The organism is Sphingomonas sp. NCPPB 2930 (genome assembly GCF_042867205.1).
Taxonomy (GTDB): domain Bacteria; phylum Pseudomonadota; class Alphaproteobacteria; order Sphingomonadales; family Sphingomonadaceae; genus Sphingomonas.
Genome location: NZ_JBHZQU010000006.1, coordinates 108,331 through 124,729, shown reverse-complemented (window position 1 = coordinate 124,729; position 16,399 = coordinate 108,331). Strand labels below are relative to the sequence as shown.

The 16,399-nt window shown below is 70.0% G+C and carries 12 protein-coding genes; 9 read left to right on the top strand and 3 right to left on the bottom strand.

Going from position 1 to position 16,399, the window contains the following annotated elements:
* Window positions 1-62 precede the first annotated feature (62 nt).
* Genes ACFX59_RS09370 through ACFX59_RS09355 form a run of 4 tightly spaced genes read left to right on the top strand, consistent with a single transcriptional unit; the run spans window position 63 to window position 6,469 of the window.
* Complete coding sequence (locus ACFX59_RS09370; RefSeq protein WP_387431806.1) at window positions 63-1,145, top strand: efflux RND transporter periplasmic adaptor subunit; 1,083 nt, start codon at window positions 63-65, stop codon at window positions 1,143-1,145.
* Window positions 1,146-1,148: 3 nt separating this feature from the next.
* Window positions 1,149-4,190 (top strand): efflux RND transporter permease subunit, encoded by a 3,042-nt coding sequence (locus tag ACFX59_RS09365; protein WP_387431804.1) that lies wholly within the window; start codon window positions 1,149-1,151, stop codon window positions 4,188-4,190.
* Complete coding sequence (locus ACFX59_RS09360) at window positions 4,183-5,610, top strand: efflux transporter outer membrane subunit (protein WP_387431802.1); 1,428 nt, start codon at window positions 4,183-4,185, stop codon at window positions 5,608-5,610. The genes ACFX59_RS09365 and ACFX59_RS09360 overlap by 8 nt, the downstream gene beginning before the upstream one ends.
* A gap of 16 nt (window positions 5,611-5,626) precedes the next feature.
* Window positions 5,627-6,469 carry a MipA/OmpV family protein gene (locus ACFX59_RS09355; RefSeq protein WP_387431800.1) on the top strand — a complete coding sequence of 281 codons (843 nt, stop codon included), beginning with the start codon at window positions 5,627-5,629 and terminating at the stop codon, window positions 6,467-6,469.
* On the opposite strand, the gene ACFX59_RS09350 is transcribed toward ACFX59_RS09355, so the two are convergent.
* Window positions 6,457-7,872 (bottom strand): sensor histidine kinase, encoded by a 1,416-nt coding sequence (locus ACFX59_RS09350; protein WP_387431798.1) that lies wholly within the window; start codon window positions 7,870-7,872, stop codon window positions 6,457-6,459. The two genes, ACFX59_RS09355 and ACFX59_RS09350, sit on opposite strands and share 13 nt — an antisense overlap.
* Complete coding sequence (locus tag ACFX59_RS09345) at window positions 7,862-8,527, bottom strand: response regulator transcription factor (RefSeq protein WP_307098032.1); 666 nt, start codon at window positions 8,525-8,527, stop codon at window positions 7,862-7,864. Before ACFX59_RS09345 ends, ACFX59_RS09350 begins: the two co-directional genes overlap by 11 nt.
* A gap of 97 nt (window positions 8,528-8,624) precedes the next feature.
* Between ACFX59_RS09345 and ACFX59_RS09340 the strand changes: the two genes are divergently transcribed.
* The 5 genes from ACFX59_RS09340 to ACFX59_RS09320 are packed head-to-tail and all read left to right on the top strand — an operon-like array spanning window position 8,625 to window position 13,898.
* Window positions 8,625-9,707: an ABC transporter substrate-binding protein gene (locus tag ACFX59_RS09340; protein WP_387431795.1), complete on the top strand. Its 1,083-nt coding sequence runs from the start codon at window positions 8,625-8,627 to the stop codon at window positions 9,705-9,707.
* Window positions 9,704-11,209: an OprO/OprP family phosphate-selective porin gene (locus tag ACFX59_RS09335; protein ID WP_387431792.1), complete on the top strand. Its 1,506-nt coding sequence runs from the start codon at window positions 9,704-9,706 to the stop codon at window positions 11,207-11,209. The genes ACFX59_RS09340 and ACFX59_RS09335 overlap by 4 nt, the downstream gene beginning before the upstream one ends.
* A 32-nt stretch (window positions 11,210-11,241) precedes the next feature.
* Complete coding sequence (locus ACFX59_RS09330) at window positions 11,242-12,543, top strand: CitMHS family transporter (protein WP_354293478.1); 1,302 nt, start codon at window positions 11,242-11,244, stop codon at window positions 12,541-12,543.
* Between the two features lie 4 nt (window positions 12,544-12,547).
* Window positions 12,548-13,201, top strand: a complete 654-nt coding sequence (locus ACFX59_RS09325) for a YjbE family putative metal transport protein (protein ID WP_387431789.1) — start codon at window positions 12,548-12,550, stop codon at window positions 13,199-13,201.
* A gap of 40 nt (window positions 13,202-13,241) precedes the next feature.
* Complete coding sequence (locus ACFX59_RS09320) at window positions 13,242-13,898, top strand: alpha/beta fold hydrolase (RefSeq protein WP_387431786.1); 657 nt, start codon at window positions 13,242-13,244, stop codon at window positions 13,896-13,898.
* A gap of 116 nt (window positions 13,899-14,014) precedes the next feature.
* Here the strand turns inward: ACFX59_RS09320 and katG are convergent, their stop codons facing one another.
* Complete coding sequence (katG, locus tag ACFX59_RS09315) at window positions 14,015-16,240, bottom strand: catalase/peroxidase HPI (protein WP_387431784.1); 2,226 nt, start codon at window positions 16,238-16,240, stop codon at window positions 14,015-14,017.
* Window positions 16,241-16,399: the final 159 nt, after the last annotated feature.

The following is a 16,399-nucleotide window of genomic DNA, read 5'->3' as shown; positions in this document are numbered from 1 at the left end:
CCGGGAGGCACCGCGCCGCTTCCTCGCCATGGCACCCCCATTCCGATCCCGAGGGGGCCGCCATGCCATTTGCCCGCACGCATCGCATCGTCGCGATGCTGTTTCCCATATCCGCCCTGATTGCGGGAGGCTGTTCGTCGCCGCCGCCGCCCCAGCCCGATCGCGACGTGGCGATCGTGGATATCGTCCCGGTCCATACCGCGGGCGACGCGCTGCGCCAGTTCAGCGGCGTCGTGCGCCCCTATGGCGAGACGATGCTGGCGTTCAAGCGGCCGGGCCGGGTGCTCGCGCTGACGGTCCGGGTCGGCGATCGCGTCAGCGCCGGACAGGTGCTCGGTCGCCTGGGCCGGGCGGAAGCCGATGCCGGGGTGGCGCAAGCCTCGGCCGAGCTGGCCGCCGCCACCGCCGATGCGCAAGGCGCGCGGGACGCGGCGAACCGTGCGCAAGGGCTGGACGGCCTGGGCGCGCTGTCGAGCGCCGAGGTCCGCCAGCGGGCTCTGACCGCCCGCGCCGCCGACGCCAGAGTGGCGGTCGCCGCCGCCGCCGTCCGACGCAGCCGGGATATGCGGTCCGACGCCATGCTCGTCGCGCCGCAGGATGGGGTCATCACCGCCAGGCTGGCCGAACCGGGCAGCGTCGTCGATGCGGGCACCACGGTCCTGAAGCTGGCGAGCGGCCCGTCCGAGGTGGAAATCCACGCCCCCGCCGATGTCCGCCTGACGCCCGGCATGATGGCCGATGTCCACAGCCCCGGCCAGGCCATGGCGGTCACCGCCCGGTTGCGCCTCGTGTCGCCCGAGGGCGATCCGGCCTCGCATCTGCGCGATGCCCGCTTCAGGCTGAACGGAGCGGGGTCGCCGCCCTATAGCAGCATGGTGACGCTCAGCCTGCGAGCGTCGGTCCCGGCCCAGCGGATTCGCGTGCCCCTGTCCGCGATCGCCGATCGAGCCGGGCGGCCCTATGTCTGGACGATCCTGCCGGACAGGCGCATCCGGCGGCAGCCGGTCCGGATCACCGAATGGATCGGACAGGATGCGCTGGTCACCGGACTGCGCGACGGCCAGTCGGTCGTCGCCACCGCCGCCGATACGCTGGTCGACGGACAGGGCGTGGTCGCGGCCGGTATCGAGCCGGGATTCCATTGATCCATGGCCCGCTTCAACCTGTCCCGCTGGGCCATCCGTCACCCCGCGCTGGTCGGCTTCCTGATCGCGTTGCTCTTCGTCGCGGGGGCGTTCCAATTCCTGTCGCTGGGCCGCAACGAGGACCCCGGCTTCACCCTGAAGGAGATGATCGTCTCCGCCCGCTGGGAGGGCGCCAGCCCGGCGCAGATGCGGGCGCAGGTCGCCGATCCGGTCGAACAGACGCTGCGCGGGATCGACCATCTCGATTATCTCCAGACCTATTGCCTGGAGGGCGCCTGCCTCATCACCGTCGAACTGAAGGATGCCGCGCCGCCCGGCCAGGCGAAGGAAGTCTGGCGGCAGGTGCGGCGCAAGCTGAAGGACGTCGAGCCCGCCTTGCCCGGCGGCGCGTCGCTGGCCGCGAGCGAGGACAATGCCGATGTCTATGGCTATGTCTTCGCGCTGACCGGGGCGGACAATGCCCGCCTGGTTCGCCTGGCCGAGCAGGCGCGCGATGCGATGCTGCGCGTGCCGGGGGCGGGCAAGGCCGAGATCATCGGCGAACTGCCCCGGCGTCTGTTCGTCGACGTCGATCCCCGGCGGCTTGCAGCCATGGGCCTGTCGCCCGGTCGCGTGGCGCAGGCGCTGGCCCAGCGCCAGGCGGTCGGCCCGGCGGGCGGGGTCCAGGGCGCGATGCAGACGCCGGTGCGGCTGGAGGGCCAGGTGGACGATGTCCGCGATCTGGAGGGCGCCGCGATCCCGACCGCCGCCGGTGCGGTCCGACTGGGGGATATCGCGCGGGTGGCACGCGGCTATGCCGATCCGCCCGACGCGCTGGTGCGCCATGACGGACGCCGGGCGGTCATCCTCGCCGTGTCGATGACGCCGGGCGCGGACGGCCTGGGCTTCGGCGACGCCATCCGCACGGCGGCCGAAGAGGTCCGCCGGACGCTGCCCGCCGGGGCGCGGCTGACACAGGTGGAGGATCAGAGCGCCAATATCCGCGAGGCGGTGAACACTTTCCTCGTCAAGTTCTTCTGCGCCTTGACCGTGGTGCTGGTCGTCGCCTTCGTCACGCTGGGATGGCGGACGGGGATCGTCGTCGCGCTGTCGGTGCCGCTGACGCTGGCGATCGTCGCCCTGTACATGGGGGTGGCCGGGATCGGGCTGGAGCGGATTTCGCTCGGTGCGCTGATCCTGTCGCTCGGCCTGCTGGTCGACGATGCGATCATCAGCGTCGAGGCGATGGTCGTCCAGATGGAACAGGGCGTCGACCGGCGCGAGGCCGCGGCCTATGCCTGGACCCACACCGCCTTTCCCATGCTGACCGGCACCCTGATTACCATCGTCGGGTTCCTGCCGGTCGGCCTCGCCCAGTCGACGACCAGCGAATATGCGGGGGGCATCTTCTGGGTGACGGGGTCGGCGCTGCTGGTCAGCTGGATCGTCGCGGTGGTCTTCACGCCGTTCCTGGGGGTGAAGCTGTTGCCGGAGCCGGTGCGGGCCCATGGGCATGACGCCATTCCTTCCAGGCCCTATCGATATCTGCGCGGCGCGATCGACTGGGCGCTCGACCGGTGCTGGCTGATCGTCGGCATCACGGTCGCGCTGCTGGCGGTCAGCCTGGCCGGGGCGATGCTCGTGCGGCAGCAATTCTTCCCCAATTCCGACCGTCCCGAGGTGATGGTCGATGTCGCGATGCGGCCGGGAGCATCGATCGAGGCGACCGAAACCGCGGTGAAGCGGCTGGAGGACGTGCTGCGCGGCGATCCCCGTATCCGCAGCATGGACAGCTATGTCGGGCGCGGTGCGGCGCGCTTCTATCTGCCTTATGGTCCGGCGCTGCCCAATCCGGCGACGGCGACCGTGATGCTGGTCACGTCCGACCTGGCGGCACGCGACGCGCTGATCCGCAAGCTGGAGCGAATGCCCGGCATCGCCGGAGCCAGCCTGCATGTGCGCCGCCTGTCGCTCGGGCCGACCTTGGGTGCGCCGGTACAGTACCGGGTGGTGGGGAGCGATCCGGCGCGGCTGCGCGCGATCTCGGAGCGGATCGCCGCCGTGCTGCGCACCACCCCGTCGACCACCGCCGTTCAGATCAACTGGGGCATCGCCGCGCCCGTCGCGCGCTACGCCATCGATCCGGAACGGGCGGCGGCGCTGGGGGTGGACCGCGCGCAGGTCGCGGGCGACCTCGCCGCCATTCTGTCAGGCGCGCCGGGGGGCGCGGTGCTGAACGGGACCAAGCAGATCGGCATCATGGTGCGCGGCCGGGCCGAGGATCGGCACGATCTGGGCGGCCTGATCGACATGCCCGTCGCCACGTCCCATGGCATGGTGCCGCTGGGCGAGGTGGCGACGCTTCGCCCCGCCACCGAACAGCCGGTCGTCTGGACCCGCAATGCCGCGCCGACCATGACCGTGCAGGCCGACATGATCGGCGATGTCCAGGCGTCCGAGATCGTTCAGGCCGCCGCCCCCCGGATCGCCGCGATCCGCGCCGCCCTGCCCCCCGGCTATCGGCTCGAGGAAGGCGGCGACGGCGAATTGTCGGCGGATGCCAACCGGGCCATCTATCGCCTGCTGCCGCTGACGGTCGGGATCATGCTCGTGCTGCTGATGATCCAGTTGCAGAGCGTCTCGCGAACGCTGCTGGTGCTGGCGACCGCGCCGCTGGGCATCATCGGGGCGGTGGCGGCGCTGCTGCTGACCGGCGCGCCGTTCGGCTTCGTCGCGCTGCTGGGGCTGATCGCGCTGGCGGGGATGATCATGCGCAACACCATCATCCTGGTCGATCAGGTGCAATCATACCGGGCCGACGGGATGGCGGTGCGCGACGCCGTGGTGAACGCGACGACCGGCCGGGCACGCCCGGTGGTGCTGACCGCGCTGGCCGCCGTGCTGGCCTTCATCCCGCTGTGCTTCAACATCTTCTGGGGTCCGATGGCGATCGTGATGATCGGCGGCCTGATCGGCGCGACCATCCTGACGCTGGTCGCCCTGCCCGCCTTCTACCTGTTGCTGTTCGGGCGCGAGGACGCGTCCAGGGAGACCGCCCATGTTTGACCGTCGCATCGTCGGCACGGGGTTGCTCGGCCTGCTGTTGCTGAGCGGCTGTACGGTCGGCCCGGATTTCCATCCGCCCGTCGCCGATCTGCCCGCCCGGTGGCAGGGGGCCACCGCATCGCAGACCGCGCCGTCCGAGCCCTGGTGGCACCGTTTCGGCGATCCGGCGCTGGACGGGTTGGAGGCGCACGCGCTGACCGCCAATCTCGACCTGCGCATGGCGGAGGAACGGCTGGTGGCGGCGCGGATCGCGCGCGACGCCAAACGGGGCGAAAGCCTGCCGCAGATCGGCGGGCAGCTCGGCTATAGTCGCAACCGCATCGGCACGGCGGGCCTGGCCGGGGTGCTGGCGCCGCTGCTGGGTCAGCCGCCCAGCGAGACGGAGGGCGCCATTCCGAGGGGCTATGCCTTCGATCTCTACCAGGCCGATATCAGCGCCACATGGGCCATCGACCTGTGGGGCAAGCATCGCCGCGAGGTGGAGGTCGCGACCGCCGGGATCGCGCAGGCCGACGCCGCCGCCCGCGCCGCCCGCCTGTCGGTCGAGGCGGCGGTGGCGCAGACCTATTGGCAATGGCGCGGGCTGATCGCGGAGCGCGGCCTGGCCGAGCGCGACCGCGCGCTGGGCGAGCGCAGGCTGGCCATCGCCGCCGCGCTCCGGGAACGGGGGCTGGCCAGCGGCATCGATGCCCGCGCGGTGGAAAGCGAGCAGCGGGCACGACAGGACGCCCTGCTCGCGCTCGACACCGACATCGCCCGCGCCGCCCGCGCCCTGGCGATCCTGGTCGGCGACAATCCCGACACGCCACCGCCGGACGTCGCAGGCCGCCCCGCCGCGCCTGTATTGGTCGAGCCCGCGCCGGGGCTGCCCAGCGATCTCGCCCGTCGTCGCCCGGACATTCTGGACGCGGAAGCCGCGCTCCACGCCGCGACCGCCGCGATCGGCGCCGCACAGGCCGACTTCTATCCCAGCCTGAACCTGTCCGGGCTGTTCGGGATCGACGTCCTGAACCTCGCCGATTTCGGATGGGACGCCCGCACCACCGGGGCGGGGCCGGTCCTGTCGATCCCGATCTTCGCGGGCGGGCGGCTGGAACGCCAATTGTCGCTGCGTCGATCCGAAGAACGCAGCGCCGCGCTCGCCTATCAGCAGACGGTGCGCAATGCCTGGCGCGAGGTGGACGATGCGCTGGCCCTGGTCCGCGCGCTCGACCGGCGACGGGGCCTGGCGGCGGCGGACAGCGAGGCCCAGCGGCAGACCGTCAGGGCGGTCGAGGCGCGGTATCGGCGCGGCGACATCGCCGCCGGGCCGCTCATCGACGCGCAGGCCGCGCAGATCGCCGCCAAGCGCGCCCTTCTCCATCACACCACCGCCGGCGCGCTGGCGCGCATTCAGTTGCAGGTCGCCCTGGGCGGCTGATCGAAAGGACGATCGCATGTCGACATTCCGTTTCATGGTCGCGGCGGCCGGGCTGATCGCAGCGCCGGTCTTCGCCCAGTCCCATCTCGAGCCCTCCCCCTTCGACCGGGACAGGGTCGCGGTGGGGGCCGGTCTGGCCGTCATTCCCGACTATGAGGGCTCGGATCATTATAGCCCGGTCGTCGCCCCGGCCGCGATCGGTTCGGTCGAGGGACATTCCTTCGTCCTTGCGGGCAACCAGTTGAGCATCGACCTGCTCCGCGACCGGCCGGGGCCGGGCTGGCGGTTTAAGGGCGGGCCCGTCGCCCAGGTCAATTTCAACCGCAACACGCCAAGCGATATCCACGATCCCCGCGTCCGCGCGCTCGGCGCGCCGGGCACCGCCATCGAACTGGGCGGCTATGTCGGGGTCCAGAGAACGGGCGTCGTGACCAGCCCCTATGACACGCTTTCCCTCACCCTGTCCTATCGGCACGATGTGGCGGGAATCCATGATGCGGGGCTGTGGCAGCCCGGCCTGACCTATTTCACGCCGCTATCGCTTCATATGGCGGTGGCGTTCACGGCGTCGGTCGACATGGCCGAGGATCGCTATGCGCGAACCTATTACAGCGTCTCGCCCGCCCAAAGCCTGCGCAGCGGAATGCCCGTCTATGATGCCAAGGGCGGGATCAAGAACTGGACGATCGGCCTTGTCGGGGTTCGCACATTGCGCGGCAATCTGCTGCACGGCCTGCACCTCGTCGCGCTCGGCACCTTTGGCGGCATGACGGGCAGCATCGGCGACAGCCCGATCGTCGCACAGGCGGGGTCGCGCCAGCAATGGCTGGGGGCGCTGGGTCTGGCCTACAGCTTCTGATCGCCGTCGCTGCCGATCATTCCGGCCGCCCCGAAGCCCAGCGTGACCCGCAGGCCGGGTCGGGTGCTGACGATCTCCAGCGACGCATCGAGGCGCGATGCCGCAGAGCGGACGATGGCGAGGCCAAGGCCGCTGCCCTGGCTGTCGCGTGCGGTCGAAAGGCGGGTGAAGCGTTCGCCCAGACGGGCCAGGTCGGCATCGGGCAGGCCGGGGCCGTCATCCGCCACCACGATCTTGGCCCCCGTCCCTTGCTCGCCCGAGATGGTCATCATCACCTGGCCGCCGCGACGATTATAGCGGATCGCATTGTCGAGCAGGTTGGACAGGATTTCGAAAACCAGCGTGCGATGGCTGGCGATCACCAGATCGGCCGGGGCATCGAGATGGATTTCGACCCCCGCCTCGATCGCCTGCGCGATCCGGCGGTTGATGACGGCGACCGCGACTTCGCGCAGGTCGACCCGCTCGCGCGGGGGTGCGACGCCCGCCTCCTCGGCACGGGCCAGCGCCAGCAGCTGCGTCACCAGATGCTCCAGTCGGTCGGCCGCATCGGCGATCTCGCCCATGGCGGTCGGGCTGCCCCGCCGGGCCAGCGCGACCTGCACCTTCAGCACCGCCAGCGGGGTGCGCATCTGGTGCGAGGCATCGGCGGTAAAGCGCCGCATCCCCGCCGTCGCGCTGTCCAGCCGGGCAAGCAGATGGTTGAACGCATCGGCCAGCGAGCGAAGCTCGACCGGCAAGGGGCCGGTATCCAGCGGCGAAAGGTCCGGCGTCGCGCGCCGGTCGCGGGCCGACACCGCCCCCCGCAGGCCCGCCAGCGGGCGCAGGCTCCAGGCCAGCGCCGGGCGGATCAGCAGCATCGCGACGCCCACCAGCAGGATCTCGCCCAGCACCAGCGCGATCACCAACCGCCGTTGCAGCGCCCGGCGACCGTCAAGGGTCTCGGCCACCTGCACCACCACCGGCGCGTCGATGCGGGGCAGCGCGCGGCGCACCTCGGCGACGCGGATATCCTGGCCGCGATAGCGCGCGAAACGAAAGCGCGGCGTGTCGAGCGCTAGTTCCGCGATATGCGGCGCGGGCAGGTCGCCATAGCCGGTCAGCAGGCGCCCACCCACCGCGATCCGGTAATAGACATTGTCGCGCTCGCTATTCTCCAGCATCCCGAATGCCGCGGCGGGCAGGTCGAGCGTCACCTCGCCCCGCTCCACCTGCACCGTCTCCGCCACCGCGCCCAGCGCCCCGCCGAGCACGCGGTCGTTGGTGCGGCGGACGACATCGGCGATCAGCGTCGCCCCCGCCAGCCCCAGCAGCACCGCGATCGCCAGCATCGGCGCCAGCATCGCCGCGAGCAGTCGGGTGCGCAGCGCCAGCGCGCCGCCGCGCGCGCGTTCAATCGGCATCGAGCATATAGCCGACCCCGCGCACCGTGCGGATCGCCGGGCCGTCGGGGGCCAGCTTGCCGCGCAGGCGGGTGATGTTCACCTCGATCGCATTGGGGCCGACCGGCTCGTCATAGCCGAACACCTCCGACTGCAACGTCTCGCGCGGCACGATCTGCCCGGCGCGGGTGGCGAGCGAGTCGAGCACCGCCCATTCGCGGCGGCGCAGGTCCAGCGCCCGCTCGCCGACCCGCGCCTCGCCGCGCGAACGGTCCAGCACCAGCGCGCCGACGACCAGCGCCGGGGTCGGATCGCCGCCGCGCCGCCGCCCCAGCGCGCGGATCCGCGCCTCCAGCTCGGCGGGGGCGAAGGGCTTGCGCAGATAATCGTCCGCGCCCAGGTCCAGCCCGCGCACCCGGTCGTCCAGCGCGTCGCGCGCGGTCAGCATCAGCACCGGCACGCGCGCCCCCCGCCGCCGCAACGTCTCCAGCACCGAGAAACCGTCCATCCCCGGCAACCCGACATCGAGCACGACCAGCGCATAGGCCTCGTCCGCGATCACCATCAGCGCATCCTCGCCGCTGGCGACGTGATCGACCGCATGGCCCGAGGCCCGCAGCAGCGCGACGATCCCGCGCGCCAGCGCCGCATCGTCCTCGACGATCAGAATCCGCATCGCGCCGCCCGGTGAAAGGTGGATGACAGCTTGCCGGCATAGTTCATGTCCTTGAGCTTACCCGAACTCAGAGGCGGGAAGCGAGAGGACCTGAACGATGCGAATCCTGATTCTATCGATGCTGCTGCTGGGCGCCCCGGCGTTCGCGCAAGCCAGCGCGCCGCATCGCCCGGTCGGCTATCCCCGCTCCTATGACGCGCTGGTCGCCGATGCGCGCGCCGAGGGCGGCCTGCGCGTCTATGGCAATGCCGACACCGCCGCGATGCAGCCGCTGATCGCCGCCTTTCGCCGCACCTATCCCGGCGTCGCGGTACGCTATGACGATCTGGAATCGAGCACCATCTACGACCGCGTCGTCGCCGAGGCGCGGCAAGGCGCAGCGGGGGCCGATCTGGTCTGGTCCTCGGCAATGGATCTCCAGGCCAAGCTGATCAACGACGGCTATGCGCAAGGCTATCTCAGCCCCGAAAAGCCCGCTTTGCCCGCCACGGCCGTCTGGAAGAACATGGGTTACGGCGTCACCGCCGAGCCGGTCGCCTTCGTCGTCAACCGCCGCCTCATCCCGGCGGCACAGGTGCCGCGCACCCATGAGGCGTTCGAGCAATTGCTGCGCAGCCGTCGCGCCGCGCTGACCGGCAAGGTCGCCACCTATGACCCCGCCCGGTCCAATGTCGGCTATCTCTATCTGACCGAGGATCATGCGATCACCCGCGACACCCGTTCGCTGGTCCAGGCGATCGCGGCGACCCGACCGATGCTGTCGCGCACGACCGAGCCGATGCTGGACGCGGTGGCGGCGGGGCGGATCGCCATCGCCTATAATGTCGTCGGCCCCTATGCGCTGACCCGCGCGCTGCGCGACCCGCGCATCCGGGTGGTGTTTCCGCGCGACTATACGATCATCGCCTCGCGCGTCGCCTTCATCACGCGCGATGCGCGGCATCCGGCGGCGGCGCGGCTGTTCCTCGACTTCCTGCTGTCGCGCTCCGGGCAGACGCTCCTCGCGCGGCAATGGCTGTTGCCGGTGCGCGGCGATGTCCGCGCGCCCCGCCTGTCGTCCGAACAGCAACGCCCGATCCGCGTCGGGCCGCAGCTTCTCGTCAATCTCGATACGATCAAGCGCCGCCGCTTCCTGGCCGACTGGCGCGCCACTCTAGCCGAAGGGGCCCGAACCCGATGATCCCGTACCGAACCGCGACCGCACTGGTCGCGCTGCTGGCCGCCACCCCCGCGCTGGCCCAGACGCCGAGCAACGACGACCTCGCCGCGCTGGTCCGCCAGCAGGCCGCCGAGATCGCGACGCTGCGCGCCCGGCTCGACCGGCTGGAGGGGACGCAGGCCCCCGCCGCGATCGCCGGGACCATGCCCGCCCCCACCACCCCGGCGGCAGCGGCGGCGACGCCCGCACCGCAACTGGCGCAGAACGACACGACCGGCCGCGACACCGTCACCCGCCCCTTCGCGCCGCAACTCGTCCCCCCCGGCCCCGCCGAGCGCGACGTGGCGCAGGCGCGGCAGGCCAATGCGGCGGGCGTGACGACCGAATGGGGGGCGGGCCTGCCCGTCTTCCACTCGGCGGACGGCATCTACACCTTCAAGCCGCGCGGTCGCATCCTGGCCGATGTCAGCTCCAGCTTCGGATCGCGCTATGACGGGCGCAACATCACCACGACCGGCATGCGCGCGCTACGCCTGGGCCTGGAAGGCGGGGTCGGCACCCATTTCTTCTACCAGTTCGAAACCGACTTTTCCGAAAATGACGTCGACATCGTCACCGCCTTCATCGGCTGGCGCAACCGTATCCGGCCGGGCCTGGATTACGACCTGCGCGCCGGGCATCTGTTCAACGATCGCGGGTTCGAGGGCTCGACCGGATCGGACTCGACGCCCTTCATGGAACGCACCGTCGTCGCCACCGCGATCATCCCGCAGCGCGGCTTTTACGGCGTCGGCATCATGCCGCGCCTGTTCTGGAAGACCGGCCACGCCTCGCTGACGCTGACCGGCGACCGGATCGACGGCAGCCAGGCCGCCAATGACAGCCGCACCGTGCTGGCCCGCGCGCACTGGAACCCGATCAAGGGCGAGCGTTCGGTCCTCCATGTCGGGCTGTGGGGCTTTGACGAGGCGCTGTCCTCGGCGGCGACCACGCTGACCCGCAACACGGTGATCGGCGGCCGCTTCAACGGCGCGTTGCGGGTGTCGACCGGCGCCCTGCTCGGCGGGCGCAGCACCACCGGCTATGGCGCGGAGCTGGGCGGCTATGTCGGCCCGGTCTGGGTCATGGCCGAGGCGGGCGAGCGGCGCGCGCGCCTGACCGGCGACCGCCCCGACTTCCTCAGCAAGGCATGGAGCCTGTCGGGCGGCTGGTTCGTCACCGGCGACCTGCCCCCCTATAACCCGCGCCTAGGCAGCTTCGGCCAGCCCCGCGTGCTGAAACCGATCTTCGAGGGCGGACCCGGCGCGATCGAGCTGACCGCGCGCTATGAAAATCTGGACTATACCAGCCTGTTGACCGGCGGGCGCGGCTGGGCCGCGACGGTCGGCGCCAACTGGTATCTCAACAGCTTCACCCGACTCCAGTTCAACTGGGTCCATTGGGACACCGACAATCGCGCAGGCGCCTTTACCGGCCCCGACAGCGGCGAGACGATCGGCACGCGCATCGCCGTCACCTTCTGAAACACTCTCCTCCCCTCACGGAGCATCCTTCGATGGATCTTGCCCTGCTTGGCTTCCTGATGGTCGCCACCTTCATGACGCTCATCATGACGAAGCGGATGACCCCGCTGGTCGCGCTGATCGTCGTGCCGACCGCCTTCGCGCTGATCGCCGGTTTCGCCTCCGGCCTGGGCGACATGATGATCGACGGCATCAAGAATCTCGCGCCGACCGGCGTCATGCTGCTCTTCGCGATCCTGTTCTTCTCGATCATGACCGATACCGGGCTGTTCGATCCGCTGGTCAACCGGTTGCTGCGCGTGGTGCACGGCGATCCGCTGGCCATCTTGATCGGAACCGTGGTGCTGTGCGCGATCGTCAGCCTGGATGGCGACGGGTCGACCACCTACATCATCACCATCGCCGCGCTGCTGCCGCTCTACAAGCGGTACGACATGAACCGGCTGTATCTGTGCTGCCTGCTGATGAGCACCAGCGGGATCATGAACCTGACCCCCTGGGGCGGCCCGACCGCCCGCGCCGCCAGCGCGCTGAAGCTCGACCCCGCCACGCTGTTCCTGCCGCTGATCCCCGGCATGATCGCCGGGCTCGCCTTCCTGATCGGGCTGGCGATCTGGTTCGGCCGCAAGGAGCGTCGCCGCATCGGCCATGTGAAGGCCAATGAGCCGACCGCCTTCACCGGCATGGCCGTGTCGCAATTTCCCGAGGCGCGCCGTCCGCACCTGCGCGGGTTCAACGCCGCGCTGACCATCGCGCTGATCGCGGGGCTGGTCTCGGGCATCCTGCCGCTGTCGGTGCTGATGATGCTGGCCTTTGCGGTCGCCATGATCGTCAACTATCCGCAGGTCGCCGAGCAGAAGGAGCGGATCGCCGCCCATGCGGGCAATGTCCTGTCGGTCGTCTCGCTGATCTTCGCGGCGGGCATCTTCACCGGCATCCTGTCGGGCACCGGCATGGTCGAGGCGATGAGCAAGGAGGTCGTCGGCTGGATTCCGCCGGTGCTGGGGCCGTACATGGCGCCGATCACCGCCGCGCTCAGCCTGCCCTTCACCTTCTTCATCTCCAACGACGCCTTCTATTTCGGGATGCTGCCGATCCTGGCCGAGGCGGGTACGCATTATGGCGTGTCGCCGATGGCGATCGCCCGCGCCTCGCTGATGGGCCAGCCGGTCCATCTGCTCAGCCCGCTGGTGCCGTCGACCTATCTGCTGGTCAGCCTGGCGGGCGTCGACCTGGCCGATCACCAGCGTTTCACCCTGGTCCCCGCCGCGATGGTCTGCGCGGTCATGACGCTGGTCGGGATGGCGGTGCTCGCCTTCCCGCTGATGGGCTGATCCGATGGAGACGCTCTGGCCGCATATCGTCGCCGACTTCGCCGCGATCGGCACGCCCGCAGCCCTGGCCGCCTTTGCCCAGGTCGTCCTGATCGACGTCCTGCTGGCCGCCGACAACGCCATCGTGGTCGGCGCGCTGGCGGCGGGGCTGCCCCCGGCGATGCGGCGCAAGGTGATCCTGGTCGGCGTGGTCGCCGCGCTGGTCCTGCGCATCGGTTTCGCGCTGGTCGTGACCCAGCTGCTCCAGATCGTCGGGCTGGTGCTGGCGGGCGGGCTGCTGCTGGTCTGGGTCGCATGGAAGATGTGGCGCGAACTGCGTGGCGGCGACGGCGACGGCGACGACGATGCGCTGGCGCACCGGGCGCCGCGCCGCTTCTGGGCCGCCGCCTGGGCGGTGGCGGTGGCGGACATATCGATGAGCCTCGACAATGTGCTGGCGGTCGCGGGGGCCGCGCGCGACCATCCCGGCATCCTCGCCATCGGCCTGATCCTGTCGGTCGCCTTGATGGGCCTTGCCGCCAATATCCTCGCCCGCGTGATCGAGCGCTATCGCTGGCTCGCCTATGTCGGGCTGCTCGTCATCCTGTGGGTCGCGGGCAAGATGATCTGGGAAGGGCTGACCGACCCGGCGCGCGGGCTGCTGACCCTGTTCGCCTGATCCATCCCACCCCCACGCCCCCTTATCGGGAGAGATTGACATGATCCGCCACGCGCCGCCCCTCATCCTGCTACCCGCCATGGGTTGCGACGGCCAACTCTGGGCCAGGCAGGTGATCGACCTGAGCGACGTCACCCATCCGATGCTCGGCGACCTGACCGTCGACGACACGCTGGAGGCGATGGCCGCGCGGGTGCTGGCCCATGCCCCGCCCCGCTTCGCGGTCGCCGGGGTCAGCCTGGGCGGCTATGTCGCGCTGGAGGTCATCCGCCAGGCGCCCGAGCGGGTGCAGCGGGTGGCGCTGTTCGGCACCCGCGCATCGATGCGGATGCGCCCGCGCACCGTCGCCGAGCAGGGCCTGCTCGCCACCGCACCCCATGCCGACCCGACGCTGACCCCGATCGTCAGCGGCCCGGTCCAGGCGATGGCCGAGCGCGTCGGCGCGGCCGTGTTCGAGCGCCAGCAGCGGGCCATGCTCGCCCGGCCGGATATCAGCGCGGCCATCGCGGCGGTGCGGGTGCCGACGCTGGTGGCGGTGGGCGAATATGACCGCATCTGCCTGCCCGCCGAAGCGCGCGAGCTGTCCAACCAAATTCCCGGCGCGCGGCTCCACGAGATCCGCAATTGCGGGCATCTGGCCCCGCTGGAGCGCCCCGGCGAGGTCACCCAGTTGTTGCGGGACTGGCTGCAAGGCTGAACGGTCCGGCACGCCGCCGGTGCGGCACGGCCGCGCGATCCGGACGACATGAAAAAGGGGCGCGGCGACCCGGACCTGAGTCCGGACACCGCGCCCCCTTCTCACCCTGAGGGTGGTTAGCTGGCCTGGTTGGCGGACACCGGCTTGGCGGTCACGTCGAAGCGATCGGCGTTCATCACCTTCACCCAAGCCCGCACGAAGTCGCGCACGAACTTCTCCTCGTGCCCGTTCTCGGCATAGACTTCGGCGGTCGCGCGCAGTTGCGAGTTGGAGCCGAAGATCAGGTCGGTCCGGGTCGCGCGCCACTTTTCCTGGCGGCCGCCACGGTCGTAACCGATGAACTTCTCGTCGCTCGACGCATCCACCAGATCCCAGAAGGTGTCATTGTCGAGCAGGTTGACGAAGAAGTCGTTGGTCAGCTGCCCCGGACGATCGGTCAGCACGCCCTCCGGCGCATCGCCGAAGTTCGCGCCCAGCACGCGCAGGCCGCCGACCAGCACCGTCATTTCCGGTGCGGACAGCCCGAGCAGCGAGGCCCGGTCGAGCAGCAGTTCCTCGGTCTTCACCGGGTTGCGGGTCTTCAGATAGTTGCGGAAACCATCGGCCTGCGGCTCCATCCAGATGAAGCTCTCGACATCGGTCCATTCCTGCGTCGCGTCGCCGCGACCGCCCAGGAACGGGACCGCCACGTCGAACCCGGCATCGCGCGCCGCCTTCTCGACCGCTGCCGAGCCGGCCAGCACGATCGCGTCGGCCAGCGACATGTCGCCGCGCAGCTCGTTCAGCTTGGCCAGAACCTGCTGGAGCTGTTCGGGTTCGTTGACCGCCCAGTCCTTCTGCGGGGCCAGCGCGATGCGCGCGCCGTTCGCGCCGCCGCGATGGTCCGACCGGCGATAGGTCGAGGCCGAGGCCCAGGCGGTCTTGACCAGCTGTCCGACCGTCAACCCGCTGGAAAGCAACGCTTCCTTGAACGCCGCCACGGCCGCATCCGACGGCACGGTGCCTTCCGGCACGGGGTCCTGCCAGATCAGCGTCTCTTCGGGCACTTCGGGGCCGAGATAGCGGATCTTGGGGCCCATGTCGCGATGGGTCAGCTTGAACCAGGCGCGGGCGAAGGCGTCGTCCAGCGCCGCCTGATCCTCGCGGAAGCGCAGCGCGATCTCGCGGAACTCGGGGTCCATCTTCAGCGCCATGTCGGCGGTGGTCATCATGGTCGGCACGCGCTTGTTGGGATCGCGCGCGTCGGGGGCCATATCCTCGGGGTCGGGATTAACCGGGGTCCACTGCTTGGCGCCCGCCGGGCTCTGCGTCAGTTCATAATCATATTTGAACAGCAGGCGCAGATAGTCGCCGGTCCACTTGGTCGGATTGTTCGACCATGCGCCCTCGATGCCGGAGGTGGTGATATGCCCCTGGCCGATCTCCTCGCTGTCGGTCAGCCAGCCCAGCCCCTGCTGGTGCACCGCTTCCGCCGCCGGGTTCTTGAAGTGCGGGGCGGGCTTGGCGCCATGCGCCTTGCCGAACGCATGGCCACCGGCCGTCAGCGCCACCGTCTCCTCGGAGTTCATCGCCATCCGGCGGAACGTCGCCTTCATGTCGCGCGCGGAGGTCAGCGGGTCGGGATTGCCGCCGGGCCCTTCGGGATTGACGTAGATGAGGCCCATCTGGATCGCGGCGAGCGGTCCTTCGAGCTCGGGCGTCTCCTCGGTGATGCGGGTCTGCGCGCCTTCATCGACCCACAGCTCCTCGGCGCCCCAGAAGGTATCGCCCTCCGACGCATAGACGTCCTTGCGGCCGCCCGCGAAGCCGAAGGTCGGCCCGCCCATGCTCTCGATCGCGACATTGCCCGCCAGGATGAACAGATCGGCCCAGCTGATATGCTTGCCGTATTTCTGCTTGATCGGCCACAACAGGCGCCGCGCCTTGTCGAGATTGCCATTGTCCGGCCACGAGTTCAGCGGCTCGAAACGCTGCTGCCCCGAGGACGAACCACCGCGCCCATCGGTCACGCGATAGGTGCCGGCGGCGTGCCACGCCATGCGGATCATGAAGGGACCGTAATGACCGTAATCGGCGGGCCACCACGGCTTGCTGTCGGTCATCAGCGCGAGCAGGTCGGCCTTGACCGCGGCATAGTCGAGCGCGTTGAACGCCTCGGCATAGTCGAAGCCCTCGCCCATCGGGTCGGGCGAGATGCCGTGCTGGTGCAGCATGTCGATCGGCAGCGCGTCGGGCCACCAGTCCTTGTTGGTCCGTCCCAGCAGCGACCGGGCCTTGACCTCGCCGCCGCCCTTGCCACCCATCGGGCAACCGCCGCTCTTGGGCTTTTCGTAATCGGCCATCTCGGTGTCCTCTTCCTACCGATGTCACTTCACCACATGATAGTGCCGCGCGCGCAGGCAATCTGTCCAATCGATTATTCGGGATGGATAGATCATGATACTCGATCACTACCGGCATCGCGCCTCTCGGCTCAATGCCTGTCGCGCCCACCGGCTTCG